The following is a 24,761-nucleotide window of genomic DNA, read 5'->3' as shown; positions in this document are numbered from 1 at the left end:
GCCGAGCCGTGCGACACTGGCGCGCATGTCCGGTGCCGCAGCCTCAGGTGACGACTCGCGGACCGTCTTTGCCACGCGGCGCTCCGTAATCCTCGCGACCACTGCCCTTCCCTTGGCGGCGTGCGGCGTTCGTCTCGAGCGGGACGCCCCGCAGATCCCCGGAGTACCGACGGCGACCCCACCCGCCGACACCGCGGTCATGCAGGAGTCCATCGCCCGTCTGCGCGCGCTCAGCCGCGCGCTGTCCGGTCAGGAACCTGGCCCGTGGACCGGTCGTCTGGCTGCGCTGCACAGCAAGCAGGCCGACGAGCTCACCCGCATCGCGGCGTCTGCCGGGATCACCGTCGAACCATCACCCGTCGCTTCCTCGACCGGTGTCACCACCACGAACAGTTCGACGAGCACGCCGGTGACCACCCGCCCCGCGCCCACATCCGCCCCCGGTTCGGCGACCACGAGCAGTTCGACGATCACCGTCCACCCCGCCGGAGTGCTGGAGGCGGACGAGATCAAGCCCGGACGCTTCGGCGCGGTGATCCGTGCGAGCGCGCAGCACCGGCCGGTACTCCTGGCGGTGCTCGCCGGGCACCGCACGGGGGCGCGTCTGCTCGGGGCGGTCGACTCGCCCGCGATCACCGGCTTGTCCGCCACGTCCGCCGTCACGGTGCTCGGACCGGTGCGCACAGCCACCTACGCCGCCGAGGTGCTGATCGCCAAGACCCAGGTGAAGCAGCGCGGCGATCTGGCCGGTCTCCTTTCCTTCCTGTACGCCGAGCGGATGCGGCTGGGCTCCGAGGCAGGGTCACGAGCACCCGCCGAGCAGCTGAGCTACGCGCTGCCCGCGGGCTCGGACGACCCGACCCGCGCCCGGCCGACGATGGCCCACCTGCTGGGATCGTGCGTCGTCGCGGCGGCGAGCGTCAGCGGTGAGGAGCGCGACCCTGGCGGGGCACGGCGCACGCTTGAGCTGTGGGGCGACCTGGCGGCCGCAGCCTGGACCTGGGGCACGGCGCCGACCACCTTCCTCGGGCTGAAATGAGTCTGATCCCGGAAGCCTTCGCTTCTTCGATCGCCGGACGTGAACCGCAGCCGTACGTCGGCGGCGATGCCTGGTTGCGCACCCTGCCCGCGACGGTCGACAGCCTGCTCGACGACTGGCAGCTGACGGTGGACGGCGAACCGATGTTCGGTGAGTGCGCACTCGTCCTTCCCGTTGCGGGCGCCGGCGAACAGTCCGTACTCAAAGTGACTTGGCCCCACCTCGAAGCGTCTACCGAACATCTGGCGCTGCGGGCCTGGGACGGCGACGGTGCGGTGCGGCTGCTGCGCGCCGATCCGCGGCGATGGGCCATGCAGTTGGAACGCCTCGACCCCACCGACCTCACCAGCGTCCCGGTGCTCGAGGGATGCGAGGTCATCGGCGACCTGATGCGTCGACTGGACCGGCCCGCTCTCCCACAGCTCATCACACTCAGCGACCTGAGCAGTCAATGGATCACGTTGTGCAGCAACGGGTCTGCAGCCGTTCCACGACGCTTCACCGAGCAGGCCGCATCCATGGTGCGCGATTTGCAGCACGACGATGTCGACGCCTCGCTGATCCACCAGGACCTGCACTTCATGAATGTCCTTGCTGCGGGGCGGACCTCTTGGCTGGCCATCGACCCGAAGGCGCTTGCCGGCGAATGGGAATTCGCCGTGGCGCCGGTGCTCTGGAACCGCGACGACGTCACGGCAGCCGCGCACCACGTCCGGTCACACCTTCGGCTGCGCCTGGGAGTCGTCTGCGAGGCGGCCGGTCTGGACGAGGACCGCGCCGCCGCATGGACCTTCGTCCGGGTGATCGTGAACGCCCTGTGGGGGTCGGACTCCAAGGAGTGGGTGACCCGGATGATCACGATCGCCAAGGCGATGACCGACTGACCTACTACGCTGCGTAGGTCCCGCTCTCCCGTTCGACGAACGGCGGATTAGGCTCGGACCACGAGGCTCGAGGGGGACGTACGTCCGCCCGAGCGAACGCACGTCGGAAGGAACACCGTGAGCATTCCCTCGACCCCCGGCAAGACCGGCCGTGAGCGGCTCGCTGAGGTCAAGGAACTTGAAGCCAGGCAGGCCAAGCAACGCAGGATGCTCGCCCTGGTGGCAGGTGTCGTGACCATTGCGGTGCTGGGCGTGGCGATCTTGTGGTTCGTGTCGCAGGGCAACAAGAAGAAGGAGAGCGAGTCCGCCGAGCAGCAGGCCCGCAACTCCCAGTTCATCAAGACGCTCACCACCATTCCGGCTGCCACCTACGACAAGGTCGGGTTCGGCGCGGCGACCGGCGTCCCGAGCGCGACCGACGGTCCGCAGGACAAGGTCGGGGACAAACCACGCGTCCTGTACGTCGGTGCCGAGTTCTGCCCGTTCTGTGCGGTCGAGCGGTGGTCGCTGGTGTCGGCCCTGTCGCGCTTCGGCACCTGGGACGGTCTGGGCGGCGCTGTGTCCAGCCCGAACGAGGGTGCGATGTCGAACATCCAGACTGTCACCTTCAAGGACGCGACCTACACCAGCAAGTACATCGCGTTCAAGGGGTGGGAGACCAAGGACCGGATGGGCGAACCGCTGCAGACGATGTCGGACGCCGACTCGACCCTGGTGAGCAAGTACAACGACCGGGGATCCATCCCGTTCGTTCTGATCGGCGGCAAGTCGACCACGCAGGGCGCGACCTGGGACGGACGCAGCCTGCCGGGCATGACCAATACAGAGATCGCCGAGCAGATGGCCGACCCGAACAGCGCGATCTCCAAGGGAGCCGTCGGCGCGGCCAATGTCTACTCGGCGCAGATCTGCACCCTCACCGGGCAGCAGCCGGCGAACGTCTGCAACTCCGCGGGAGTGAAGGCAGCCGCAGCGAAGCTCGAGGTGAAGTGACCGACGTCCGCGCGACGCGGGGGTCGGTGCCCGGCTGGGTACCGACCACCTCGTTCGCACTCAGCGTGCTCGGGTTGCTGATCTCGGCGTACCTGACCTACGAGCACTACACCGGCTCTGATTCGTTGTTCTGCGCCGAATCCTCGACGGTCAACTGCCAGACGGTCACTACGAGCAAGTGGTCGTCGCTGTTCGGCCTGCCGGTGTCACTGCTGGGGCTGCTTTTCTTCGTCGCGATGGTCGTGTTGTGCCTACCGCAGGTCTGGCGTCGTGCTCCGCGTGCCGCCGACCTGACGCGGTTGGCCGCGCTGGCCGTCGGCGTGCTGATGGTGGGCTATCTGATCTGGGCCGAGTTCATGTGGATCGGTGCGATCTGCCTGTGGTGCACCGCTGTTCACGTGATCACGTTCGTGCTCGCGATCGTCGTGGTACTCGGCGAGATCCTGCGCGAACCGGCTCCTGAGCCCGCTCAGACCAGATCGAACTGACGCAGCACGTCGTAGCCGATCCGGAGGATGAACGCGCTCACGACGACGACGAACACCAACCGGACGAACCTCGCGCCTTTCGCGACTGCCGTCCGCGCACCGAGGTAGCCACCGGTCATGTTGGCGGCGGCCATCGCCAGGCCCAGCTTCCAGAACCCGGCACCCTGCGGGATGAAGATCACCAGAGAGGCGAGGTTCGTGGCGAAGTTGGCGATCTTCGCCTTCGCCGACGCCTCCAGGAAGGCGTATCCCAGCAGACCGACCAACGCGAACACCAGGAACGAGCCGGTGCCCGGCCCGAGCGCTCCGTCGTACATGCCGATCGTGAACCCGGCACCGGCAGCGAGCACGGTGTGCTTGCGGCCGGTGTGCCGAAGCATCGTCGTCTGACCCAACGCCGGCTTGGCCACGGTGTAGATCATCACTGCGACGAGCGCGATCAGGATGATCGGGTTGAACGAACTGCGCGGCAGGTGCGAGGCGATGAGCGCACCGATCAACGATCCGGCGAACGCAGGAATCGCCAGTGCCAGAGCCGTTTTCGGATCGGGTCTGACCCGTCGCCAGTAGGTGACACTGCTGACGGTCGTGCCGGCGATGGAGGCCATCTTGTTGGTGGCGAGCAGGTGCACCGGCGCAGCGTGCGGGAAGGCGATCAGCAGCGCGGGCAGTTGCACGAGCCCTCCCCCGCCGACGACCGAGTCGATCCACCCCGCCGCGAGGGCTGCAACGACCAGCAGGATGAAGACAGTGGTGGAGATGTCGTCCATCAACGCCACCGCTCGACGTGGTCGGCGACCTCGTCGATGGTCTGGACGACGGCGTCCGGCTCGACCTCGACCGGCACCTGCTGCTCCCTCGGGATATCGCTGTGCGGCACCAGGATCGCCTTCATCCCGACCTGCTTGCTGCCGTGCACGTCCTCGAAGGGTCGGTCACCGACGTACGCGCAATGTTCGGGAGCGACACCTACGGCGTCCGCAGCTGCCCGGAAGGCGTCCGGATGCGGTTTGGCCCACGGGATCTCGGAGGAGTAGACGTCACCGTCGATCAGGTCGAGCACGCCGTCGCGTTCGAAGATGCCGCGGTGGTGCTCGCGCGACCAGATGGTGTTCGACAGCACGCCGATGCGAATGTCCATGTCGCGCAGACGTTCCCACATCGGACGCACCAACGGGTCGGTGTAGGTGTGCTCGTCCCAGAATGCCAGGTGCGCGGCGAGTCCGGCCTCGTGCCGAGCGTCGGTGGGGTCGACGCCGGCGTCCCGCAGGATGCTCTCGACGCTCGCGCTCGTATGTTGCTCACGGGCACGCGCCCACGCTGCCTGTCCGGCGGTCACGATGCGTCCGACCATCTCCTGCGGGTCGGGCACACCCCACGCCTGCGCGTAGCCGAGCCACTCACGTTCGTAGTCGATGTCGCCGTGCCACGGGGTGAGCGTGCCGCCCCAGTCGAAGATGACGGCGCGGATCACGCGCCCGCGACCTCGCCCTTGACCTCGCCCTTGACCTCGCGCAGCACCTCGGTGACCGCGCCCTCGACCGGCACGTCACGTCGCTCGCCACTGCGACGGTCCTTGAGTTCGACCGTTCCGTCGGCCAAGCCCTTGCCCAAGACCAGGATCGTCGGCACACCGATGAGTTCGGCGTCCTTGAACTTCACACCGGGCGACACCTTGAGGCGATCGTCGTACAGCACGTCCAGACCCTGGGCTTCGAGTTCGTTCACGATCTCGGCGGCCTTGAGGAAGACGGCATCGTCCTTGCCGGTCGCGACGACATGGACGTCGGCCGGGGCGACCTCGCGGGGCCAGACCAGACCGATGTCGTCCAAGTTGTCCTCGGCGATCATTCCGACCGCGCGAGTGACACCCACCCCGTACGACCCCATCGTCACGGTGACCAACTTGCCGTTCTCGTCCAGCACCTTCAGCCCGAGGGCCTCGGCGTACTTGGTGCCCAACTGGAAGATGTGACCCATCTCGACGCCGCGGGCCAGGGTGAGGGCACGCCCGTTCGGGCCGAGGTCACCTTCTCGCAGCTGAGCCGCCTGCACAGTGCCGTCGGCGGTGAAGTCGCGGCCGTACACCAGGTCGAGCACGTGCTTGCCGTGCTCGTCGGCGCCGGTCACCCACGCCGAACCCTCGGCGACGCTCGGGTCGAGCAGGTAACGGATCCCGCTCGCCTTCTCCTCACCGAGCACGCCGGGACCGATGTAGCCCTTCGCCAGCATCGGGTAGCGCTTGAAGTCGCTCTCCTCGAAGGGCTCGATCTCGGCCGGGGCGACCTTGGTCTCCAGCCGCTTCGGGTCGACCTCACGGTCACCGGGCAACCCGACAGCCAACGGCTCGCGGGTGCCGTCCGGGTGGGCGAGCATGACCAGCACGTTCTTGAGGGTGTCAGCGGCGGTCCAGGACCGGCCGTCCTCGCGGGGGTGGTTCGCGTTGAGCGCGGCGACGAGCGTCTCGATGGTCGGGGTGTCGGGGGTGTCCTCGACGTGGGCCGGACCGGCGGTGATCTCGACGGCCGGGGCCTGCGGCACCTCGACCGCCTCGACGTTCGCGGCGTAGCCGGCGTCGTCCCGGACGAAGGTGTCCTCACCCAGGTCGCTGACCGCAAGGAACTCCTCGGACGCCGAGCCACCCATCGCGCCGGCGTCGGCCCGCACGATGACGTACTCGAAGCCGAGCCGGTTGAAAATCTTGGTGTACGCGTCGCGGTGCGCGTCGTAGGACTTCTGCAGGCCCGCTTCGTTGATGTCGAAGGAGTAGGAGTCCTTCATGATGAATTCACGACCACGCAGGATGCCCGCCCGCGGACGCGCTTCGTCGCGGTACTTGTTCTGGATCTGGTAGAGCGACAGCGGCAGGTCCTTGTACGAGGAGTACATGTCCTTGACCGTGAGGCAGAACATCTCCTCGTGCGTCGGCCCCAGCAGCATGTCGTTGTCGCGCCGGTCCTTCAGGCGGAACAGGTTGGGGCCGTACTCGGTCCAGCGGTTCGTCGCCTCGTAAGGCTCGCGCGGCAGGAGCGCGGGGAACTGCACCTCCTGGGCACCGATCGCGTCCATCTCCTCGCGGATGATCGCCTCGACCTTGGCGCGCACCTTCAGACCCAGCGGCAGCCAGGTGTAGATGCCGGGGGCCGCGCGGCGGATGTAGCCGGCGCGCACCAGCAGCTTGTGGCCCGGCAGTTCGGCGTCGGCCGGGTCCTCGCGCAGGGTTCGCAGGAACAAGGTCGACATGCGCAGTGCCACGGGCGGATCTCCAGATGTTCGTGGGTGTTGTTCGTGGTGGCTCTCGGGCCGTCCACCAGCCTATCCGTCCCCCCGCCCCTGCCGAATCCGTAGTATCGGTCAGGCGGGAAGGGCTCGTCGCGCGATCGAGCGGACGTCGGCGGACGCCGGCAGGGTGCCGTACACGCCGTCCCACTCCCCCGCGACGCGGCTGGCGACGAAGGCGTCCGCCACCTCGCCGGTGGAGTGCTGCACCAGGAGGGATGCCTGCAGGAGCACGGCGAGCCGGGCGGTGAGCGAACGGGCACGGCCCTGAGCGGTGACCAGATCGCACGACGCAACCTGCAGATCAGAAAGCGCGCTGTCGACGGCGCGATCGAGCACCTCGTACTCCCCTGCCGCACAAGCCATTTCGCGACGCCATGCCTCGACCGCTTCCGGCGATCTCGCGAGCACACGCAGCAGATCCAGTGCGTTGACGTTGCCGCTGCCTTCCCAGATGGAGTTCAGCGGCGACTCCCGCACCAGCAGCGGCATGCCCGACTCTTCGGCGTAGCCGTTGCCGCCCAGGCACTCCATCGCCTCGACGGTGACGGTCGGCGTGCGCTTGCAGACCCAGAACTTCGCCAGCGGTAGCGCCATGCGACGTAGCGCGATCTCGTGCTCGTCGTGCGGCTGCTCGACGGCGCGCGCCAGACGCAGGGCCAGGTGCGTCGCGGCCTCCGACTCCAGCGCGAGATCGGCGATCACGTTGGTCATCGCCGGCTGGTCGATGAGGGTGGCTCCGAAGGCAGCCCGCTGGGAGACGTGCCAACTCGCCTCCGCGACCGCCCGTCGCATCAACGCCGCGGAACCGAGCACGCAGTCGAGCCGTGTCGCCGCGACCATCTCGAGGATCGTCCGGACGCCCTTGCCTTCGTCCCCCAGGCGCTGGGCGTACGCGCCGTGGAACTCCAACTCGCTGGACGCGTTCGACCGGTTGCCGAGCTTGTCCTTGAGCCGCACGATGCGCACGTCGTTGAGCGAACCGTCCGGGCACACCCGCGGCAACACGAAGCAGCTGAGTCCGTCGGGCGCCTGTGCGAGCACGAGGAAGAGATCGTTCATCGGCGCCGAGGTGAACCACTTGTGCCCGGTGAGCCGGTACGACCCGTCGTCCTGGCCGTCGGCGCGTGTCACGTTGGTGCGCACGTCGGACCCGCCCTGCTTCTCGGTCATGCCCATGCCGGCGAGCAGGCCGCGCTTGGTGTGCGGTTCGCGCAGCCCGAAGTCGTAGCTGGTCGACGCCAGGAGGTCGGTCCATTCCTTGGCCAGCGCGTCGTCGGAGCGCAGCGCCGGCACCGAGGCGTACGTCATCGTGATCGGGCACCCGTGGCCCGGCTCGAGCGGGGTCCAGGCGATGTAGCCGGCCGCGCGGCGCAGGTGCGGCAGCGGCTCGTCGCTCACCCACGGCGTCGCGCCGAGACCGTGGGCGATGCCGCGACTCATCATGTGGTGCCAGCTGGGGTGGAACTCCACCTCGTCGATGCGGGTGCCGAACCGGTCGACCGGGCGCAACGCGGGCGGGTGCTCGTTGGCGAGCATCCCGTGCTCGCGAGTTTCGGCCGACCCCGCCTCGAGGCCGAGTTCGTCGAGCGAATCGAGTAGCGCGTCGGCGTGATCGCCCGCCTGGGCGCGCACCGCGGCGACGAGACCGGCATCGCCTCGGACGGCGTTGTGCCCGACGAGCGGGCGCGGCTGGTTGATCGGGTTGCGCTGAAAGACATCGGTGCTCACCCTTCGAAGGGTAATTTGCCCGCCGCGCCGTCCACGCCTCGGGACTTATTCTTGACTCATTCCAGAAAACTTGAAAGGTTCGAGTCATGACCACCCCGACCGAGCTGCTGCGCGATGCGCAGTTGCGCGTCACCCGTCCGCGGGTGACCGTGCTCGAGGTGCTGCGCGACCATCCGCACGCCAGCGCGGACGCCGTCGCACAACAGGTGCGCGCGGCGATCGGGACGGTCTCGACACAGGCCGTCTACGACGTCCTGCACGCGCTGGAGAGCGCGTCACTCATCCGCCGGTTCGAGCCGGCCGGATCGAGTGCGCGTTACGAGTTGCAGGCACACGACAACCACCACCACCTGGTCTGCCGCCGCTGCGGCACGATCACCGACGTCGAGTGCGGCACCGGCATCCGCCCGTGCATGGACGCCCCTGACGACCACGGTTTCGCCATCGACGAGACCGAGGTGACCTATTGGGGCCTGTGCCCCGAGTGCAAGTCGCTTGACCCCTGATCCGTTCGAACTATCCACCGACGCAACAAGATTGCGCAACGAAGGAGAGATGGAATGACCGTCGAAGGACCCCGGCAGGACGCCGGTAACACCAAGCCGTTGACCACCGTCGCCGGTGCACCGGTGTGGGAGAACCAGAACAGCCTCACCGCGGGCGCCCGCGGCCCGATGCTGCTGCAGGACGTGTGGTTCCTGGAGAAGCTCGCCCACTTCGACCGTGAGGTCATCCCGGAGCGTCGTATGCACGCCAAGGGTTCGGGCGCCTACGGCACCTTCACCGTGACCAACGACATCACCAAGTACACCGGCGCGAGCATCTTCGCCGAGGTCGGCAAGAAGACCGAGATGTTCGCCCGTTTCTCGACCGTCGCCGGCGAGCGCGGCGCGGCCGACGCCGAGCGCGACATCCGCGGCTTCGCGCTGAAGTTCTACACCGACCAGGGCAACTGGGACCTCGTCGGCAACAACACCCCGGTGTTCTTCTTCCGCGACGCGCTGAAGTTCCCCGACCTCAACCACGCGGTCAAGCGCGACCCGAAGACCAACATGCGCAACGCCGAGAACAACTGGGACTTCTGGACCAACCTGCCCGAGGCGCTGCACCAGGTGACGATCGTGATGTCCGACCGCGGCATCCCGGACGGCTACCGCCACATGAACGGCTTCGGCAGCCACACCTACTCCTTCTACAACAAGGAGGGTGAGCGCTTCTGGGTGAAGTTCCACCACCGCAGCCAGCAGGGCCTGAAGAACCTCACCGACGCCGCCGCCGGTGAGATCGTCGCGGCCGACCGCGAATCGAGCCAGCGCGACCTGTTCGAGGCGATCGAGCAGGGCGACTTCCCCAAGTGGAAGCTGTTCGTGCAGATCATGCCGGAGGCCGACGCGGAGAAGGTGCCCTACCACCCGTTCGACCTCACCAAGGTGTGGCCGAAGGCCGACTACCCGCTGATCGAGGTCGGCGAGTGGGAGCTCAACCGCAACGCGGAGAACTACCACACCGACGTCGAGCAGGCCGCGTTCAGCCCGGCCAACGTCGTGCCCGGCATCGGCTTCTCGCCCGACCGCATGCTGCAGGGACGTCTGTTCTCCTACGGTGACGCCCAGCGCTACCGCCTCGGCGTCAACCACCACCAGATCCCGGTCAACTCCCCCAAGGGTGCGCCGCAGGTCAACTCCTACCACCGTGACGGTGCGATGCGCCTGTCGGCCGAGCCGACCCCGGGCATCAACCCGAACAGCTACGGCCGGTGGGAGGAGCAGCCGCAGTTCCGCGAGCCGGCTCTGAAGATCGACCCGCTCGCCGACCGGTTCGACTTCCGCCAGGACGACGCCGACTACTTCAGCCAGCCGGGCCAGCTGTTCCGCAGCTTCACCGACGCGCAGAAGCAGCGCCTGTTCGAGAACACCGCCCGTGCGATCAGCGGTGCCTCGGCCGAGACCATCGAGCGCCACATCGGCAACTGCACCAAGGCCGACCAGGCCTACGGTGACGGTGTCCGCGCGGCGATCGACGCGCTCAACGCCGGTGAGGCCCCGAAGGCCGGCACCGACGACCTCGAGTACGGCCCGGAGTTCGACGGAGACCTGCTCTGAGCCAGCGGGAACTCACGCCGGAAGATCGCGAGCGCGTCGTTGCGCTCGCGCTCGACCTGGCGCGTGCCGGACGCGGTGACGAACTCCTGGAGTTCGTCGACCACGGCCTGCCGATCGACGTCGTCGACGGCGACGGCAACACCCTGCTGATGCTCGCGGCGTACCACGGTCACTCCGACACCGTCCGCCGGTTGTTGACGGCGGGCGCCGACCCGAACCTGCGCAACGGACGTGACCAGTCGGTCGTGGCCGGCGCGTTGTTCAAGGGCGAGCGCGAGATCGTGCGTCTGCTCGTCGAGGCCGGCAGCGACCTCGACGCCGGCACCCCGACCGCCCGCCAGGCGGCCGAGATGTTCGGTCAACAGGCCTTGCTGGACGGCTGAAACGGTGCCAGCGAACGCCCACTCGGTCTTCGGGTGGGCGTTCGCTGTGTCCGGGTAGGTTGATCCGGCGATGACTTCCCACTCCCCCGCCCCCTTGCGTCTGCGCGGCCACACCTTCGACGCGTCCCGCCCGGCGGTGATGGCGATCGTCAACCGCACGACCGACTCGTTCTGGGCCGGCAACCGCCACTCGTCCTTCGAGTCGGCGCTGCACGCCCTGGACGCCGCCGTCGCTGCCGGCGCAGACATCGTGGATGTGGGCGGGGTGCGTGCCGGCCAGGAGGGCGATTGGGTGGATGACGCCGAGGAGATCGAGCGCGTCGTACCGTTCCTGCGCGCTGCCCGCGAACGACACCCCGATCTCGTCCTCTCGCTCGATACCTGGCGATCGTCCGTCGCACGCGCCGCCGCGGGGAACGTCGATCTGATCAACGATACGTGGGCCGGACACGATCCCGAACTCGTTTGCGTCGCAGCCGAACTCGGTGCCGGTTACGTGGTCTCGCACACCGGTGGTCTCCCGCCGCGCACCGATCCCGTCGCGATCCGGTACGCCGACGAAGGTGTCTCACGGGAGCAGGAGGACGCTGCCGTGGTCACTTCGGTCGTCCGCACCTTGCGTGAAGGCGCCGAACGCGCGGTCGCCGAAGGCGTCGCACCTGAACGGGTGCTGATCGATCCGACGCTCGATTTCGGCAAGACCACCCACCATTCGTTGGCCGTGCTGCGTGCCACTGCTGAGATTGTCGCCCTTGGTTTCCCTGTGCTGCAGGCGCTTTCGCGCAAGGACTTCGTGGGCGAGACGCTCGATCTTCCCGCTGATGACCGCTTGGAGGGAACTCTCGCGGCGACTGCAGTCGCCACCTGGCTCGGCGCGACCGTGTTCCGCGCCCACGACGTCCGAGCCACCCGACGCGTGGTCGACATGGTGGCTTCGATCCGCGGTGATCGCCCGCCTTCCGTTGCCCGGCGCGGCGAGCCACCCGGTGGCCCAGGGGTTCGGCTTCGCTAGTGCCGCTCCGACCACACCCAGCGGATCATCGGCCACTGCAGCGGCAGGCGCGCGATCGTCGCGGCAGCCAGCGCGTTACGGGTAGGACTCGGACGACGACGAGCCGCAGATACAGCATCGGCTGCCATCTTCACGTTGGCGGGAAAGACCGCCGCCAGCAACGCCGCAGACGCGACAGCTCCGACTCCCCGGGTGCGAGGCACGACAAGTGCTGCGGCACACGCGAGTTCCGCGACACCGGACAGATGCACGAGCGTCCTCGGGTTGCCCAAGAAGCGCGGCACGATCGGCTCGAAGACCTGCGGTCGCACCAGATGGGTCACACCCGAGGCGGTGAAGGCGATCGTGATACTGCGGGCTCCACGGGACAGTTCGCTCATTCGCCGACAGTACCGGCCGGCGTCCCCCACAATTTCAGGACCAATGCAGTTCGAGTTCGCGCTGGTGGAAGGCTGCCAGTCGCTCGGCTGCGTCGTGCACGGCCGTACGCTCCTGCGATGAGAGCCGAACATCGGCTGTCACCGACACGATCACGTGTTTCGGCGCGACCTTCCGCTTGAAGGTGCCGACATCGTCGAGTCCGGCGATCACCACCCCGCCGCCGGCTTCTGACACCTGCCTGGTCCGGTCCGCGTCGGGACCTCGCCGAACGAAACCCGTTGCGGGGTAGGTCAGTTGCGCCTCGTCGAAGGTGGACAACAGGTAGGCGTCCTGAGCTCGCGTGGCGCGAGCACTGACCGACGGGTCGAAGTGGAGCGTCTCCCCCTCGCATTCGACCGCAGCCAACCGCTCACCGAGGTCGACGATGGCCGCCCGGATCTGTGTGAGGGTCAGACCGCTCCAACGCTGCAGGTCCCGCTCGGACGCGGGCCCGTGTCCGGCATAGAACCGTTGTGCGAGGCGCCGGGCCGCTTCGTCCGGATCGAGCTCCTTGTCGTGCGCGACGACGTCCTCGACCAGTTGATATGTGTGTTCGGTGCCACGCGGCGGACCCGAACAGATGACGGAACGCACCTCGGCGACGAGCAGTTGGTGCCCGATCTGTTCGCCGGACGCCGGTAAACCATTCCGTGCGAAGTGTTGCTGAATCTCTTTGCGGGTCAGCGCATTCCCTCCGGCCAGCAGGTTGCTGAGTGCTTCGGAAGCTCGGCTCAGGCGCCGTGTGTCCAGGCCGAGTCCACGGTGGCGAGCGGCGAGACTCGACTCGACCTTCGGCCCGGTCAGGGCCTGGATCCATCGCAGGTCCTCGGGTGCGACGAAATGCCAGGTCGGTCGCAGGATGTGCGTACGCACCCAACCTCCGGCGCGCTGTTCGTCCAGCACGGCGTCGTAGGTGGACGAACGCGTCCGCATCGCCAGCGAGTGCGCTGTCAGTGGAGCGTCCTGGGCCTGCACGCAGACCAGCAGGCGAACCGCGTCCGAACCGGTTCGAAGCTCTGCGCCGGACAGCCGTTGGGTGGCCAGCCGACGCCGGAGCACCCAGTCACGCGTCACTCGCCGGGGCATCCGAACCTTCGAGTCATGTCAGAGGATGACGGTCGCGAACGTGTCGCGCTGCTGGAAGCCGACGCGTTCGTAGGTGCGGACAGCTGAGGTGTTGAAGTCGTTCACGTAGAGCGAGGCCGTCGACGCGTGCTCGCCGAGTACCTGTTCCACCACGGCCTTCATTGCCGGTGCGGCCAGGCCGTGCCCGCGCAGTTCGGGCGTGACCCACACGCCCTGTATCTGCGCAACGCCGAGCGCGAGCGACCCGACGTCCGCCTTGAAGACGACGCGTTTGCCCTCGACGATCACGTAGGTGTGACCCTGGCGGATCAGCGAGGCGACCATCCGTCGGTACTCGCGATCGGAGCCGTAGAACGGCGGGTAACCGATCTCGCTGGTGAACATGTGCGCCGCAGCCGGAACGACCAGGTCGAGTTCACTCATGGTCGCCGGGCGGACGCGCTGGTCGGCGGCCACCTCAACGTTGAGATCGTCCGCAGTCAGCGCCATCAGCGGCTGCTGCTCACGCACGGAACGCGCTGTGCCCCAGTGTTTCTCGAGCCGGTCCCAGAGTGGCAGCACCTGCGACGCGAGCCCGAAGACCGAACTGCTGCGTCGCCGGTAGCGGCGCAGTTTGCCGGCGTATGCGTCCAGCTCGCCTTCGTCGAGATTGATCGGCACCACGTTGGCCGACGTCCAGCACATCGACCTCAGGTCGTCGCCGCCGCCGCCCATGGCGATCACGTTCTGGGCCGCGTACTCCCCACCCGAGGCCAAGCGCGCGGCGACGAACACGTTGGCCACCGGATCGGTCGCGGCCAGGCGCAGCGCGGCGTCCAGGTCCTCGGACCGAAGCGTGGCGGGTGGCCGGAAGGTACGAAGCACCCCCTCAGCCTGCCAGCCCGGCGCCGCCGACGGGCGCGAACGCCGATGTTGCCTTGCCGATACCGTGGCGCGCATGACGACCGATCAGCCAGACGCCAACACGCCGGTCGGTACGCCGGTCCACGTCGACTTCCGTAAGTACGACGGTCGTGAGCACTGGCAGGAGCACTACTTTCTGCTCGGCGTGGACGAGATCGGGACCTGGTTGGGCATGCGCGCAGGCACCGCCTTCGCACGGCCCGGCGTGGACGTCACGGCACGCACCGACACGGTGCGACTCCTGCCCCACCAGGCGCTCTGGGCCGCCTGCTACAACGCACCCGACCCGACCGGACAACTGCGGTCCCGCACCTACGTCGACATCACCACGCCGGTCAGTTGGACGCGCACCGGCGAAGGTTTCCGGGCGACTCTCGCCGACATCGACCTGGACGTGATCGAGCGTTTCACCGGCGAGGTGTTCATCGACGACGAGGACGAATTCGAAGCGCACACAGTCGCATTGAGCTACCCGCCGGAGCTGGTCGCCGCGACCAGACGTACGGCGGACGAGGTCTTCGGCGCGGTCCGCGATCACCGGCCGCCCTTCGACGGCACCGGTGAAGCGTGGCTGGAGCGGATCAACGATCTCCCGGGCTGACGAACCCTGATTCGTAGGCGAACACCACCGCCTGCGTCCGGTCGCGCACACCGAGTTCGGCCAGCGCGGACGCCACATAGGCCTTGACTGTTTCCAGGCCGAGGAACAGTTCCGGCGGCGCTGGTCACCTTCCCGATGTGGGTGGGTTATGGCTTGCTCGGTCAGATCCTGCTGTTCGTGCCGCTCACCCTGATCGGGGGAACCGTCGGGACGCGGTGCTGGCGACCGGCCGTGCCCAGGTCAAGGCCTGGGTGCCGGTGCTCGCCGCCTTCACCGGCACCGGCGCCCTGTTCGCCTGGGGCCTGTTCCAGGCGGTGGTCACCATCGTGCCGAACGACCTGGTGCCCGCAGACACTCCCAGGACGGTCGTCGTGTATGCCGCTGCTCGCGGCGCGGTCGGGTTGCTGGGCGGTTGGGCGCTGACTCGTGAGCTTCGGCGCATCGCCCGCTGACACGCGAAGGCCGGTCGCCCGAGAGCGACCGGCCTTCTCGATGTCGGGCGTACGTCAGCCCACCGTGACGGTCGGCGCACCCGCGCCGTCCTCGTCGATCGGTTCGCCCATCTCCTCGGCGATCCGCATCGCTTCTTCGATGAGGGTCTCCACGATCTGGCTCTCCGGAACGGTCTTGATGACCTCGCCCTTGACGAAAATCTGACCCTTGCCGTTGCCGGAGGCGACACCGAGGTCGGCCTCGCGAGCCTCACCCGGGCCGTTGACGACGCAACCCATCACGGCGACGCGCAACGGGACGGTCAGGCCCTCCAGGCCGGCGGTGACCTCGTCCGCCAGCGTGTAGACGTCGACCTGCGCACGCCCACACGACGGGCAGGAGACGATCTCGAGCTTGCGCGGCTTGAGGTTCAGGCTCTGCAGGATCTGGTTGCCGACCTTGACCTCCTCGACCGGGGGCGCGGACAGCGAGACGCGAATGGTGTCGCCGATGCCCTTGGACAGCAGCGAACCGAAAGCGACCGAACTCTTGATCGTGCCCTGGAAGGCCGGGCCCGCCTCGGTGACGCCGAGGTGCAGCGGCCAGTCGCCCCGCTCGGCGAGCATCTCGTAGGCCTTCACCATCACGACCGGGTCGTTGTGCTTGACCGAGATCTTGAAGTCGTGGAAGTCGTGCTCTTCGAACAGCGACGCCTCCCAGACGGCCGACTCGACGAGCGCTTCCGGGGTGGGCTTGCCGTACTTCTCCAACAGGCGCTTGTCGAGCGAGCCGGCGTTGACGCCGATGCGGATCGAGACCCCGGCCGCCTTCGCGGCGTCGGCGATCTCCTTGACCTTGTCGTCGAACTGCCGGATGTTGCCCGGGTTGACGCGCACCGCCGCGCAGCCGGCGTCGATCGCGGCGAAGACGTACTTCGGTTGGAAGTGGATGTCGGCGATCACCGGGATCTGCGACTTCTTCGCGATCATCGGCAGCGCGTCGGCGTCGTCCTGGCTCGGGCAGGCAACACGGACGATGTCGCATCCGGTGGCCGTGAGTTCGGCGATCTGCTGCAGGGTCGCGTTGATGTCGGTGGTGGGCGTCGTGGTCATCGACTGCACCGAGATCGGCGAATCGGAACCCACCCCGACCGACCCGACCTTGATCTGCCGGGTCTTGCGCCGCGGTGCGAGCACCGGGGCCGGGGCGGAAGGCATGCCGAGCGAGATCGGGATAGAGGTCATGACGCCCATTATCAACCCGCGCTGGTCACGAACCGAATCCGCGCGCCGCGCGGCCCGGCGATCCGTGTATCAGGCGTCCGCCGACTCGCGGATGAACACGTAGAGCCGCACCTTCGTCGGTCCCTGGTCTGCCGCCCATCGCTCGACGGCCGGCACCGGACGCCGCAACTGGACGACGGCGACAAATCCATCCTCGGCAGGCGAAACTCCGACGCTCTCTATCTCTTCCGCGGCTTCCGTGGGCACCTGCATCGCACTCGCACTAGCGACATCTAAGTCGGTGCCTTTTCCCGGTTGAGCGTCCCATGCCGACGTCTCCGGATGGTCAACCCTCTCGACAAAGAGCCCCTGCTCGTCCAGGTGTCCGGTGAGCCGCACCGCACCGTTGCCGACATCGGCCAAGTCCACAAGGGAGTCGCGAATCATTACGGTTGACGATTCACCTCGCGTTTCCGCAGGCGACGAGGAGATGATGCGGGGCCCTAGAAGCCACCCCGTAACGATTACCCCTTCTCCTGCAACCACAGCTGCCACTTTCCTGCGTTCGCACCGCTCGTAAGCTTGAGACACTTGTACGAGATGATGTTCGGGTCCGCCTGGTAGGCCGCTCCAGCGCTCAGACACGACGACTGCGACGCGTAGTAGCCCCACGGATACCACTGAGGTTGAGGTCCCTGCTCCACCAACTGGATCGCGTGAACCGAGGGTCCGGAGGCGTAGGACGCCGAGGGCCCGCCAACCAGCAGACCCAAGACTGCAACCACCACCGCAACTAGACTCGTACCCAACCTTCTCCGCATCGCTCACTCCCCGACCCGTTGTCAAAAATTGTGTACTGATAATGAGCGGAGGCGAGGTCACTGTCAACAGCGGCGTCTCCTTCCGCCATCAACCGAAACCTCGGTCGCGCCAGGCGCCGGTAGTTACCGAAAACCTCAGTTGCCGAGTTTCACCGGGTTGACGATGTCGGCGTAGGCCAGCAGCACGAACATCACGATGAGCACCAGCGAGACGCCGTACGCGATCGGCATGCCCTTGGCCGCGTCGGCGTAGATGCGTCCCTTCACTCCGCGGGCGCGCAGGACCGGGCGCTTGATCGCCTCCCAGATCGCGGTCGCGATATGACCGCCGTCCAGCGGCAGCAGCGGCACCAGGTTGAACACGAACAGCGCCATGTTCAGCGCGGCGAGCATCATCAACAGCATCGCGAACTTGTCCATCAGCGTGATCTGCTGGATGTCGGCCACCTCGCCGGCGATGCGGCCGACGCCCACGACGGAGACCGGTCCGTTGACGTCGCGTTCACCGCTGCCGAACGCGGCGTAGAACACGCCGACCATCTTCTGCGGGATCTTGACGAAGATGGACGCGGTCTTGGCCAGGGTGTCCCACACGATGCCGGGCGCGGCGGTCAGCGGACGTCGTTCGTCGACGATCTTCGCCGCGCCGATGGAGGCGCCGATCACGCCGACCTCGGCCCGCTCGCGCTGACCCTTCCAATCCAGGACGGGAGCGCCGTCGGCGTCGATCTTGTCCATCGTCCGGGCGACGGGAGTGACGGTGATCGCCTGTTGCCGACCGTCGCGCAGCACCACGATCTCGACCGGCTTCCCGGCGTGCGCGCGGATGGTGTTGATGGCCTCGGTGCCACCGGTGATCCGGCGTCCGCCGATGGAGACCAGTTCGTCGTCATCCTTGAGTCCCGCGACGGACGCGGGTGCTCGCTCGGCCGGCGCGCAGGTTTTCACTGCGGCGTCCTGGCACTGCTGAACGGTGTAGATCTTGGCGGCCTTCTCCGTCGGCAGGCCGATGCCGCACGCGACGATCGTGAGCAGTACGCCGGCGATGACCAGGTTCATGAACGGTCCGCCGAACATGATGATCAGCTTCTTGTGCGTCGGCAGGTCGTAGAAGACGCGGTGCTGGTCGGCGGGCGAGACTTCCTCGTGCGCGGCGTTGCGCGCCTCGTCGACCAGCTGGCTGAAGCGTCCGGTGGACGATGCGCGGACGCGGATGGTGCCGTCGGGGAGCACTTCGTCCTCGGGCCGCGGCGGGAACATGCCGATCATCCGGATGTAACCGCCGAGCGGGATGGCCTTGACGCCGTACTCGGTCTCACCCTTGCGCTTGGACCAGATGGTCGGACCGAAGCCGACCATGTACTGGGTGACCTTCACCCCGAACTTCTTGGCCGGGGTGAGGTGGCCGATCTCGTGCAAGGCGATCGACGCCCCGACACCGAGGATCATGAACAGAACGCCGAGCAGGAACATCACGCGCGGAAGTCTCTCACGCGTTCATGTGCACCGCCGTCGCGAACGTGGAGCCTCAACTGCGCAAACCGCGGTTTGTGAGTCCCTGCCTGTGCAAACCGCGGCGCCACTGGCGCGGTTTGCACAGCTGGGTTACGCCGAACCGTGGCTTGCACAGTTCAAGCCGGTCGTCGGTCGAGGAGTTCGTTCGCACGGGCGCGGGCCCAGGTCTCGGCGTCCAACACCTGCTCGACGCTGAGTTCGCGCTCGGTCTGTGCGTCGTGCTCCCCGACGACGCGGGCGACAGTGTCGACGATGTCGGTGAAGCTGATCCGGCGGTCGTGGAAGGCCTCGACGCATTCCTCGTTGGCTGCGTTGTAAACGGCCGGGTAGGTCGAGCCCGCGCGTCCGACCTGGCGGGCCAGTTGCACCGCGGGGAACGCCTCGTCATCGAGCGGGGCGAACTCCCAGGTGCTGGCCTTCGTCCAGTCGATCGCGGTCTCGACGTCGGCCACACGGTCGGGCCATCCCATGCCGAGCGCGATGGGCACCATCATCGTCGGCAGTCCGATCTGTGCGACGACCGCACCGTCGACGAACTCCACCATCGAGTGGATGTACTGCTGCGGGTGCACCACGACGTCGATGTCGTCGATCGGCACGTCGAACAGCAGGTGCGCCTCGATGACCTCCAGCCCCTTGTTGACCAGCGTCGCCGAGTTGGTGGTGATGACCTTGCCCATCGCGAAGTTCGGGTGCTTGAGGGCTTGCTCCGGCGTGACGTCCTGCAGTTGCTCGCGGCTCATGCCACGGAACGGCCCGCCACTGGCGGTGACGACGAGCTTGCGTACCTCGTCGCGCCGTCCGGCCAGCAGCGACTGCGCGATGGCCGAGTGTTCGCTGTCGACGGGGACGATCTGCTCGGGCTTGGCCAGGGACTTCACCACCGGTCCCCCGACGATGAGCGATTCCTTGTTGGCGAGCGCCAGGGTCGAATTCGCTTGCAGCGCAGCGATGGTCGGGACGAGACCGATCGATCCGGTGATGCCGTTGACGACCACGTCGGCGCCGCAACCGGCAACGATGGACGCCGCCTGGTCGCCCTGCAGCACCTGCGTCGCCCCGGGCTGCTTACCCATCGCCCGACAGGCCGCGATGATGCGCTCGTCCAGGTCGGTTCCCTGGCGAGCCACCCCCACCAGCGGCACCTCGAACTGCGCCGCCTGCTTCGCGATGAGGTCGAGATCCGATCCGCCGGCACTGAGCGCGACGATGCGGAACCGGTCGGGGTTGTCGCGGACGATCCGGCACGCCTGGGTGCCGATCGAACCGGTGGAACCGAGCAAGGCCACGGTGCGAGGAGAAGTCACGCGGTCATTGTGCCGCCTGGACCTGCCGGCCCCGCGCAAGCATCGTCGCCGACGGTAGGCAGAAGCGTCACGATGCGGTGCACGATGCGGTCGAGGTCGACGGGTTCGAGTTCCACCTCCCCCGGCTGCTGCGGTGCCACATCGGTGAGCCAACTGCCACGGGTGCCGCCGAGCACACCGATGAGACGTCCGCGGGGCCCACCACGCAGGTGAAGGGTTGCGTCGAGACGGAACTGGCAGTCCCCCCACGGTTCGGCCGCGTCGACCACGCGCATCGGATTCCCCTGTGCGGCAAGCGGTTCGAGCGGGATGATCCAGTCCCGCACAGCGTCGTCCACCGCGGCGGGAGCGGCGAGCCCGAACTCATGCACGCCGTCCGCGCTGACATCCTCGACCACGAAGAAGCCGTCGCAGCAATGCAGGTAGCGAGCAGCCCACAGGTCACGACGCAGGTCGGATGCGATCAGGACGAGCGACGCGTCCGCCTCTCGTCTGCAGCGCAGCAGGTCGAGGATCTGCTCCGGGACGCCGATGGACCCGTCCTCGGCCATCGCCCCGTGAGCGAAGAGGGCACGCTGAGCGACGGTCATCGCGACCGACCGGGCGTCGGGCTCCAGTACGTCGAGGAACGGAAGTGCGACGACGTGATGGTCGCCGCCGAGCAGCACGAGCTCCTCGTCGGTCAACCGCAGCGGGGGTGACTCGGTCATCGCGGCACGCCTACCTCGGCTGGGGGCGGCGGATACCACTTCAGACCGCGGAACCCGGCGGGTGGCGGAGCGGGCGGACCCATGGGCGGCGGCGCAGGACGCAACGGGGCGGGTGGGCGACGCCTTGCCGCATCGGGGTGCGGTGGCCTGGTCGCCAGGTATTTGATCAGCATGGCGGCAGGAACGTCCTGCTCGACGTGCTTGAGCAGAATGGGTGGAAGCTCCTCGGTGAGCCAATCCTCGTTGTCGTAACTGGCATTCGCGCCCTTCCACACCACCCACGTCCCGATCGCGATGGCACCGGGCAGCCGAGCAGAGGTACGCATCGCGATGACGCCGCCGATCTGTGCCAATCCCGCCAGGCGGGTACTGGCGTCGCGCCACCCGGTGTAGCCACCACCGGTCTTCACGTCCTTGATGCCCGGTCGCGCTGCGTCGAGGATCCCGACGACCGGAGCCAACGGCCCGAGCAGTCGTACCACTCGTCCACCACCCGGCACCCGGTCGAGGTTGCCGGTGATGAAACCCTTCTGCAGTTTCTGGGTGGCTTGCGTGTGCGCGGCGGTCTGGTTCGGCGTGAGGGTCGGCTTGCGTTCGAGGTGGATGACGGTGACGGCGGCACGGCCTTTTGTGAGTGCCGCGATGGATGCCTTCGCCAGACCGACGCGGCGAGCACCCAAGTGCCACAACGCTTCCGGCGGGTCAGCGCGTTCGAGCGCGGTACGGAAGGTCGACACAGCACGGCGATGCCTCAGCCACAGATCGTCGTGCTGTCGCGTGAGATCACCGACGGCGCCCTGCGCCTTCGTCAGTTCCTTCTGTGCTTGGGCCGTGCTCAACGGATCCGTGGCAACCCGGATCTCGGACCGCAACGCCCGCACGTCGAACTCGGCGGCGACGATCTTGCGACGCAGTTCCCTGTCCTCGGCCTGATGGCGGTCGAGGGTGCCGGCATACGTACGCACCACGCCCGCGACAATACGCAGCGCAGCAACCGCTCGATCGACGTCCTTGCCGTAGGTCACGAACGTACCCGCGAACGACATGGACCCACTCCCGTCCCAGTTCGCCAGCCCGGCGTGCACCGCGTTGCGCTGATTGCCTCGTTGCACGCTCAGTTCGTCCGCCCGGCCGGTCAATGCGGTTGCCGCCTTGCGCAGAACGCCGGGATCACCCTCGATCGGACGCCGCATCACTGCACCGATCGCATCGCGGCGAGGACGAGAGCTTCGTTGCGGCTGTACGCACCACCCGCCGTCGCGAGGCTGTCAGCGAGGCAGCCGCCACCGTCGACGAGCATCCCCAGTGCCAGTTCCCATTTCGTGGCGAGGTTGAACGAGAGGCTGGAGCATCCCTCGTCCCCACAGGCACCGTCGACCGCGACCAACGCGTTGCGCACACCGCCGGGCACCTGCAGCACCTGGTTGGTGGCGTGTCGCAACTGACGTGAACTCGCTTGCAGGTCAGGCGGATCGACCGAGTACTTCATGAACATCCCTTTCGTCCGTCGACGAGAGGGAGGCTAGGACGATTACGCCTGGCGCGTTTCGGTTATCCCCAGGGGCGCACTCGGACGGTCGGAACGATCGATCACGGCGGCGACGATCAGCGCCTGCGCAGCGATGTAGGTGAGCATCACCCAGAAGCTGCGGTGGAGCAGGTCGACGTCAGCGAACGCGTCCAGCGCGATGAGCGAATCGGACAGCATGAAGATCGCACCACCGATGCCCGCGTGAGCGCCGAGTCCGGTCGAGAGCATCGCCATCACCGCGAGCGCCAGCCCGTAGACGATCACCGGAGCAAGCATCACGCCGGCGCCGGGGGCGCACCACACGACGAGCACGGCGAACGCAGCCAGGTACGGCAAACGCGGCCAGCAGCGCCGCCACGGCGGCGCGTTATCCCGATGCGGCCAGAACGCGCGGATGTAGGCGCCCTGGGCCACCAGAAAGGCTGCGACGAGGCAGAGGAAGGCAGGGTCACCGTCCACGAACCGCGGCAGCGTGTCACCGAGCCAGGAGAAGAAGAGCGCCACGCTCACACCACGAACCAACGGTCCCCGGTCGGTCGTGCTGGTGAGCAGCACTGCGGCCAGCGCAGGCATCAGCAGCACCTGGGTGATGTCGCTGACCAAGCTGTCGGGCACGACCAGTTGCGAGACCAAATGCAGGCCAGCCACCAAGCCGGCGGCCGCGACGGCGACCCGCGAGCGAGAATCTCGCCCGATCCCACGCACGATCGAGCGCAGGCTCACAGAGCCAGGCCGATGTACTTGGTCTCCAGGTACTCGTCGATGCCTTCGAAGCCGCCCTCACGACCGAAACCGGACGCCTTGACGCCGCCGAAGGGCGCGGCTGGGTTGGACACGACGCCCTGGTTGACCCCGACCATCCCGTATTCGAGCGCCTCACTCATGCGGATCGCTCGGGAGAAGTCCTGGGTGAAGAAGTAGGCGACGAGTCCGAACTCTGTCTCGTTGGCGCGGCGGACGACGTCGTCTTCGTCGGTGAAGGTCTGGATACCGGCGACCGGACCGAAGATCTCCTCGGCCGTCATCCGGGCGTCGCCCGGCACGTCGGTCAGCACGGTCGGCGTGAAGAAGTGGCCCTTGCCCTCGGCAGGCTTGCCACCGGTGACCACCTTGGCGCCGCGCGACGTGGCGTCATCGAGCAGTTCCTGAACTCCCGCAACGGCTTTCGCGGTGATGAGCGGACCCACGGTGACGCCGTCGTCCATGCCGTTGCCGACGGTCATCGCGTCCATTTTGGCCGCGAACTTCTCACTGAACTCCGTCGCCACCGACTCGTGCACGAAGAACCGGTTGGCCGCGGTGCAGGCCTCACCGATGTTGCGCATCTTGGCCAGCATCGCCCCCTCGACGGCCTTGTCGATGTCGGCGTCCTCGAACACGATGAACGGGGCGTTGCCACCGAGCTCCATCGAGACGCGCAGCAGCTGCTCGGCGGACTGTTCGACCAGCTTGCGTCCCACGTTCGTGGAACCGGTAAAGGTGAGCTTGCGGGCGCGCGAATCGCGGATCAGGGGTTCCATCACACCGCCGGAGTCGGATGTGGTGATGACATTGATGACGCCGGCGGGCACGCCGACCTCCTGCATCAATTGCGCGAGCGCGAGCATCGTCAGCGGTGTCTCGGACGCGGGTTTGATCACCATCGTGCAGCCCGCCGCGAGTGCCGGACCGATCTTGCGAGTGCCCATCGCGAGCGGGAAGTTCCACGGCGTGATCATCAGCGAGGGTCCGACCGGCTGCTTCATCGTCACCAGGCGGGTCGCGCCGTTGGGCGCGGTCGACCAGCGCCCGGAGATCCGCACGGCCTCTTCGGCGAACCAGCGGAAGAACTCCGAGCCGTACGCGACCTCGCCCTTCGACTCGGCGAGCGGCTTTCCCATTTCGAGCGTCATCAGCTCGGCGAAGTAGTCGGTGCGCTCGACCAACAGGTCGTACGCCTTGCGCAGCATCTCACTACGATCACGCGGCGCGGTCTTGGCCCAATCGGACTGTGCCGCAGCGGCGGCCGCAAGCGCTGCCTCACCATCGGCGACGGACGCGTCCGCCACCTTCGCAAGCACTTCTTCGGTGGCGGGGTTGTGCACGTCGAGCGTTCGTCCACCTTCGGCGTCGCGCCACTCGCCACCGATGAAGAGTTGGTTCCTGACCTGGGAAACTGTCGATTCACTCATGGGATCCAGTATTGCGCCGAAGTGAGCCGGATTACATCCAGGGTGTTGTCGTGACCGGACGGATGAGGGCTGTCGAGCGCAGTCCGGCATCGCCATCGCGCGACATCGACCGCACCTACTGAAATGCACC

The 24,761-nt window shown here is 67.4% G+C and carries 26 protein-coding genes and 1 pseudogene; 10 read left to right on the top strand and 17 right to left on the bottom strand.

Going from position 1 to position 24,761, the window contains the following annotated elements; genetic code table 11:
• The first annotated feature begins 25 nt into the window (after positions 1 to 25).
• From MF407_RS04820 to MF407_RS04805, 4 genes are all read left to right on the top strand, one after another.
• A complete protein-coding gene (locus tag MF407_RS04820; protein ID WP_239701535.1) occupies positions 26 to 1,039 on the top strand; it encodes a hypothetical protein in 1,014 nt (337 codons plus the stop codon).
• The gene (locus MF407_RS04815) at positions 1,036 to 1,923 is read left to right on the top strand and encodes an aminoglycoside phosphotransferase family protein (RefSeq protein ID WP_239701534.1); all 888 of its coding nucleotides are present in this window, start codon (positions 1,036 to 1,038) and stop codon (positions 1,921 to 1,923) included. Before MF407_RS04820 ends, MF407_RS04815 begins: the two co-directional genes overlap by 4 nt.
• Positions 1,924 to 2,040: 117 nt before the next feature.
• Positions 2,041 to 2,916, top strand: coding sequence for a DUF929 family protein (locus tag MF407_RS04810; protein ID WP_141928870.1), 876 nt, complete (start codon positions 2,041 to 2,043; stop codon positions 2,914 to 2,916).
• Entirely contained in the window at positions 2,913 to 3,404 is a 492-nt protein-coding gene (locus MF407_RS04805) for a vitamin K epoxide reductase family protein (RefSeq protein ID WP_141928871.1), read from the top strand. Before MF407_RS04810 ends, MF407_RS04805 begins: the two co-directional genes overlap by 4 nt.
• Here the strand turns inward: MF407_RS04805 and MF407_RS04800 are convergent.
• The 4 genes from MF407_RS04800 to MF407_RS04785 form a co-directional block, all read right to left on the bottom strand.
• Positions 3,386 to 4,174, bottom strand: a complete 789-nt coding sequence (locus MF407_RS04800) for a TSUP family transporter (protein ID WP_239701533.1) — start codon at positions 4,172 to 4,174, stop codon at positions 3,386 to 3,388. The two genes, MF407_RS04805 and MF407_RS04800, sit on opposite strands and share 19 nt — an antisense overlap.
• A complete protein-coding gene (locus tag MF407_RS04795; RefSeq protein ID WP_141928873.1) occupies positions 4,174 to 4,878 on the bottom strand; it encodes an HAD family hydrolase in 705 nt (234 codons plus the stop codon). The genes MF407_RS04800 and MF407_RS04795 overlap by 1 nt, the downstream gene beginning before the upstream one ends.
• Positions 4,875 to 6,659, bottom strand: a complete 1,785-nt coding sequence (locus MF407_RS04790) for a proline--tRNA ligase (protein ID WP_239701532.1) — start codon at positions 6,657 to 6,659, stop codon at positions 4,875 to 4,877. Before MF407_RS04790 ends, MF407_RS04795 begins: the two co-directional genes overlap by 4 nt.
• A gap of 99 nt (positions 6,660 to 6,758) precedes the next feature.
• Entirely contained in the window at positions 6,759 to 8,414 is a 1,656-nt protein-coding gene (locus MF407_RS04785) for an acyl-CoA dehydrogenase family protein (RefSeq protein ID WP_239701531.1), read from the bottom strand.
• An 86-nt stretch (positions 8,415 to 8,500) separates the two neighbouring features.
• On the opposite strand from MF407_RS04785, the gene MF407_RS04780 reads away from it, so the two are divergent.
• The 4 genes from MF407_RS04780 (at position 8,501) to folP (ending at position 11,911) form a co-directional block, all read left to right on the top strand.
• A complete protein-coding gene (locus tag MF407_RS04780; RefSeq protein WP_141928875.1) occupies positions 8,501 to 8,920 on the top strand; it encodes a Fur family transcriptional regulator in 420 nt (139 codons plus the stop codon).
• Between the two features lie 54 nt (positions 8,921 to 8,974).
• Positions 8,975 to 10,516, top strand: coding sequence for a catalase (locus MF407_RS04775; protein WP_141928876.1), 1,542 nt, complete (start codon positions 8,975 to 8,977; stop codon positions 10,514 to 10,516).
• Positions 10,513 to 10,899, top strand: a complete 387-nt coding sequence (locus MF407_RS04765) for an ankyrin repeat domain-containing protein (protein ID WP_141928877.1) — start codon at positions 10,513 to 10,515, stop codon at positions 10,897 to 10,899. The genes MF407_RS04775 and MF407_RS04765 overlap by 4 nt, the downstream gene beginning before the upstream one ends.
• Before the next feature lie 70 nt (positions 10,900 to 10,969).
• On the top strand, positions 10,970 to 11,911 hold the full coding sequence (folP, locus tag MF407_RS04760) for a dihydropteroate synthase (protein ID WP_239701529.1): 942 nt from the start codon (positions 10,970 to 10,972) through the stop codon (positions 11,909 to 11,911).
• Here the strand turns inward: folP and MF407_RS04755 are convergent.
• The 3 genes from MF407_RS04755 to MF407_RS04745 are packed head-to-tail and all read right to left on the bottom strand — an operon-like array spanning position 11,908 to position 14,281.
• A complete protein-coding gene (locus tag MF407_RS04755; protein ID WP_239701528.1) occupies positions 11,908 to 12,291 on the bottom strand; it encodes a DoxX family protein in 384 nt (127 codons plus the stop codon). The two genes, folP and MF407_RS04755, sit on opposite strands and share 4 nt — an antisense overlap.
• Positions 12,292 to 12,325: 34 nt before the next feature.
• The gene (locus tag MF407_RS04750) at positions 12,326 to 13,417 is read right to left on the bottom strand and encodes a winged helix DNA-binding domain-containing protein (protein ID WP_239701527.1); all 1,092 of its coding nucleotides are present in this window, start codon (positions 13,415 to 13,417) and stop codon (positions 12,326 to 12,328) included.
• 18 nt (positions 13,418 to 13,435) lie between these two features.
• Positions 13,436 to 14,281, bottom strand: a complete 846-nt coding sequence (locus tag MF407_RS04745) for a DUF4081 domain-containing GNAT family N-acetyltransferase (RefSeq protein ID WP_239701525.1) — start codon at positions 14,279 to 14,281, stop codon at positions 13,436 to 13,438.
• Positions 14,282 to 14,354: 73 nt separating this feature from the next.
• Between MF407_RS04745 and MF407_RS04740 the strand changes: the two genes are divergently transcribed.
• Positions 14,355 to 14,921 carry a DUF402 domain-containing protein gene (locus tag MF407_RS04740; RefSeq protein WP_141928881.1) on the top strand — a complete coding sequence of 189 codons (567 nt, stop codon included), beginning with the start codon at positions 14,355 to 14,357 and terminating at the stop codon, positions 14,919 to 14,921.
• Here MF407_RS04740 and MF407_RS04735 read toward each other — a convergent pair.
• Positions 14,902 to 15,033, bottom strand: a pseudogene (locus MF407_RS04735) (DNA-binding response regulator); the annotation flags it as partial. The gene MF407_RS04740 and the pseudogene MF407_RS04735 overlap by 20 nt on opposite strands.
• 103 nt (positions 15,034 to 15,136) lie before the next feature.
• Here MF407_RS04735 and MF407_RS04730 point away from each other — a divergent pair.
• The gene (locus MF407_RS04730; protein WP_239701524.1) at positions 15,137 to 15,373 is read left to right on the top strand and encodes a hypothetical protein; all 237 of its coding nucleotides are present in this window, start codon (positions 15,137 to 15,139) and stop codon (positions 15,371 to 15,373) included.
• A gap of 54 nt (positions 15,374 to 15,427) precedes the next feature.
• On the opposite strand, the gene ispG is transcribed toward MF407_RS04730, so the two are convergent.
• The 9 genes from ispG to MF407_RS04685 form a co-directional block, all read right to left on the bottom strand.
• Complete coding sequence (gene ispG, locus MF407_RS04725; protein WP_239702850.1) at positions 15,428 to 16,570, bottom strand: flavodoxin-dependent (E)-4-hydroxy-3-methylbut-2-enyl-diphosphate synthase; 1,143 nt, start codon at positions 16,568 to 16,570, stop codon at positions 15,428 to 15,430.
• Positions 16,571 to 16,666: 96 nt separating this feature from the next.
• A complete protein-coding gene (locus MF407_RS04720) occupies positions 16,667 to 17,023 on the bottom strand; it encodes a hypothetical protein (RefSeq protein WP_136622858.1) in 357 nt (118 codons plus the stop codon).
• A gap of 509 nt (positions 17,024 to 17,532) precedes the next feature.
• On the bottom strand, positions 17,533 to 18,870 hold the full coding sequence (locus MF407_RS04715) for a site-2 protease family protein (protein WP_239702849.1): 1,338 nt from the start codon (positions 18,868 to 18,870) through the stop codon (positions 17,533 to 17,535).
• A gap of 158 nt (positions 18,871 to 19,028) precedes the next feature.
• Positions 19,029 to 20,219 (bottom strand): 1-deoxy-D-xylulose-5-phosphate reductoisomerase, encoded by a 1,191-nt coding sequence (gene dxr, locus MF407_RS04710; protein WP_239701523.1) that lies wholly within the window; start codon positions 20,217 to 20,219, stop codon positions 19,029 to 19,031.
• Complete coding sequence (locus MF407_RS04705) at positions 20,216 to 20,929, bottom strand: hypothetical protein (protein ID WP_239701522.1); 714 nt, start codon at positions 20,927 to 20,929, stop codon at positions 20,216 to 20,218. Before MF407_RS04705 ends, dxr begins: the two co-directional genes overlap by 4 nt.
• Positions 20,926 to 22,122 (bottom strand): hypothetical protein, encoded by a 1,197-nt coding sequence (locus tag MF407_RS04700; protein WP_239701521.1) that lies wholly within the window; start codon positions 22,120 to 22,122, stop codon positions 20,926 to 20,928. The genes MF407_RS04705 and MF407_RS04700 overlap by 4 nt, the downstream gene beginning before the upstream one ends.
• Positions 22,122 to 22,418, bottom strand: coding sequence for a hypothetical protein (locus tag MF407_RS04695; RefSeq protein WP_239701520.1), 297 nt, complete (start codon positions 22,416 to 22,418; stop codon positions 22,122 to 22,124). The genes MF407_RS04700 and MF407_RS04695 overlap by 1 nt, the downstream gene beginning before the upstream one ends.
• Positions 22,419 to 22,460: 42 nt before the next feature.
• A complete protein-coding gene (locus MF407_RS04690; protein ID WP_239701519.1) occupies positions 22,461 to 23,183 on the bottom strand; it encodes a lysoplasmalogenase in 723 nt (240 codons plus the stop codon).
• Positions 23,180 to 24,631: an NAD-dependent succinate-semialdehyde dehydrogenase gene (locus tag MF407_RS04685; protein ID WP_239701518.1), complete on the bottom strand. Its 1,452-nt coding sequence runs from the start codon at positions 24,629 to 24,631 to the stop codon at positions 23,180 to 23,182. Before MF407_RS04685 ends, MF407_RS04690 begins: the two co-directional genes overlap by 4 nt.
• Positions 24,632 to 24,761 lie beyond the last annotated feature (130 nt).

This window comes from Yimella sp. NH-Cas1, assembly GCF_022359705.1.
In the GTDB taxonomy this organism is placed as follows: domain Bacteria; phylum Actinomycetota; class Actinomycetes; order Actinomycetales; family Dermatophilaceae; genus Yimella; species Yimella lutea.
The sequence above is the reverse complement of the archived record's forward strand: the minus strand, read 5'-3'. Positions and strand labels throughout refer to the sequence as shown.

Excerpts from the sequence above, each read along its gene's own strand:
- MF407_RS04820 (WP_239701535.1), top strand. The coding sequence starts at position 26 with ATGTCCGGTGCCGCAGCCTCAGGTGACGACTCGCGGACCGTCTTTGCC.
- MF407_RS04815 (WP_239701534.1), top strand. The coding sequence starts at position 1,036 with ATGAGTCTGATCCCGGAAGCCTTCGCTTCTTCGATCGCCGGACGTGAA.
- MF407_RS04800 (WP_239701533.1), bottom strand. The coding sequence starts at position 4,174 with ATGGACGACATCTCCACCACTGTCTTCATCCTGCTGGTCGTTGCAGCC.
- MF407_RS04780 (WP_141928875.1), top strand. The coding sequence starts at position 8,501 with ATGACCACCCCGACCGAGCTGCTGCGCGATGCGCAGTTGCGCGTCACC.
- MF407_RS04775 (WP_141928876.1), top strand. The coding sequence starts at position 8,975 with ATGACCGTCGAAGGACCCCGGCAGGACGCCGGTAACACCAAGCCGTTG.
- folP (WP_239701529.1), top strand. The coding sequence starts at position 10,970 with ATGACTTCCCACTCCCCCGCCCCCTTGCGTCTGCGCGGCCACACCTTC.
- MF407_RS04755 (WP_239701528.1), bottom strand. The coding sequence starts at position 12,291 with ATGAGCGAACTGTCCCGTGGAGCCCGCAGTATCACGATCGCCTTCACC.
- MF407_RS04750 (WP_239701527.1), bottom strand. The coding sequence starts at position 13,417 with ATGCCCCGGCGAGTGACGCGTGACTGGGTGCTCCGGCGTCGGCTGGCC.
- MF407_RS04740 (WP_141928881.1), top strand. The coding sequence starts at position 14,355 with ATGACGACCGATCAGCCAGACGCCAACACGCCGGTCGGTACGCCGGTC.
- ispG (WP_239702850.1), bottom strand. The coding sequence starts at position 16,570 with ATGCCTTCCGCCCCGGCCCCGGTGCTCGCACCGCGGCGCAAGACCCGG.
- MF407_RS04720 (WP_136622858.1), bottom strand. The coding sequence starts at position 17,023 with ATGATTCGCGACTCCCTTGTGGACTTGGCCGATGTCGGCAACGGTGCG.
- MF407_RS04715 (WP_239702849.1), bottom strand. The coding sequence starts at position 18,870 with ATGTTCCTGCTCGGCGTTCTGTTCATGATCCTCGGTGTCGGGGCGTCG.
- MF407_RS04705 (WP_239701522.1), bottom strand. The coding sequence starts at position 20,929 with ATGACCGAGTCACCCCCGCTGCGGTTGACCGACGAGGAGCTCGTGCTG.
- MF407_RS04700 (WP_239701521.1), bottom strand. The coding sequence starts at position 22,122 with ATGCGGCGTCCGATCGAGGGTGATCCCGGCGTTCTGCGCAAGGCGGCA.
- MF407_RS04695 (WP_239701520.1), bottom strand. The coding sequence starts at position 22,418 with ATGAAGTACTCGGTCGATCCGCCTGACCTGCAAGCGAGTTCACGTCAG.
- MF407_RS04685 (WP_239701518.1), bottom strand. The coding sequence starts at position 24,631 with ATGAGTGAATCGACAGTTTCCCAGGTCAGGAACCAACTCTTCATCGGT.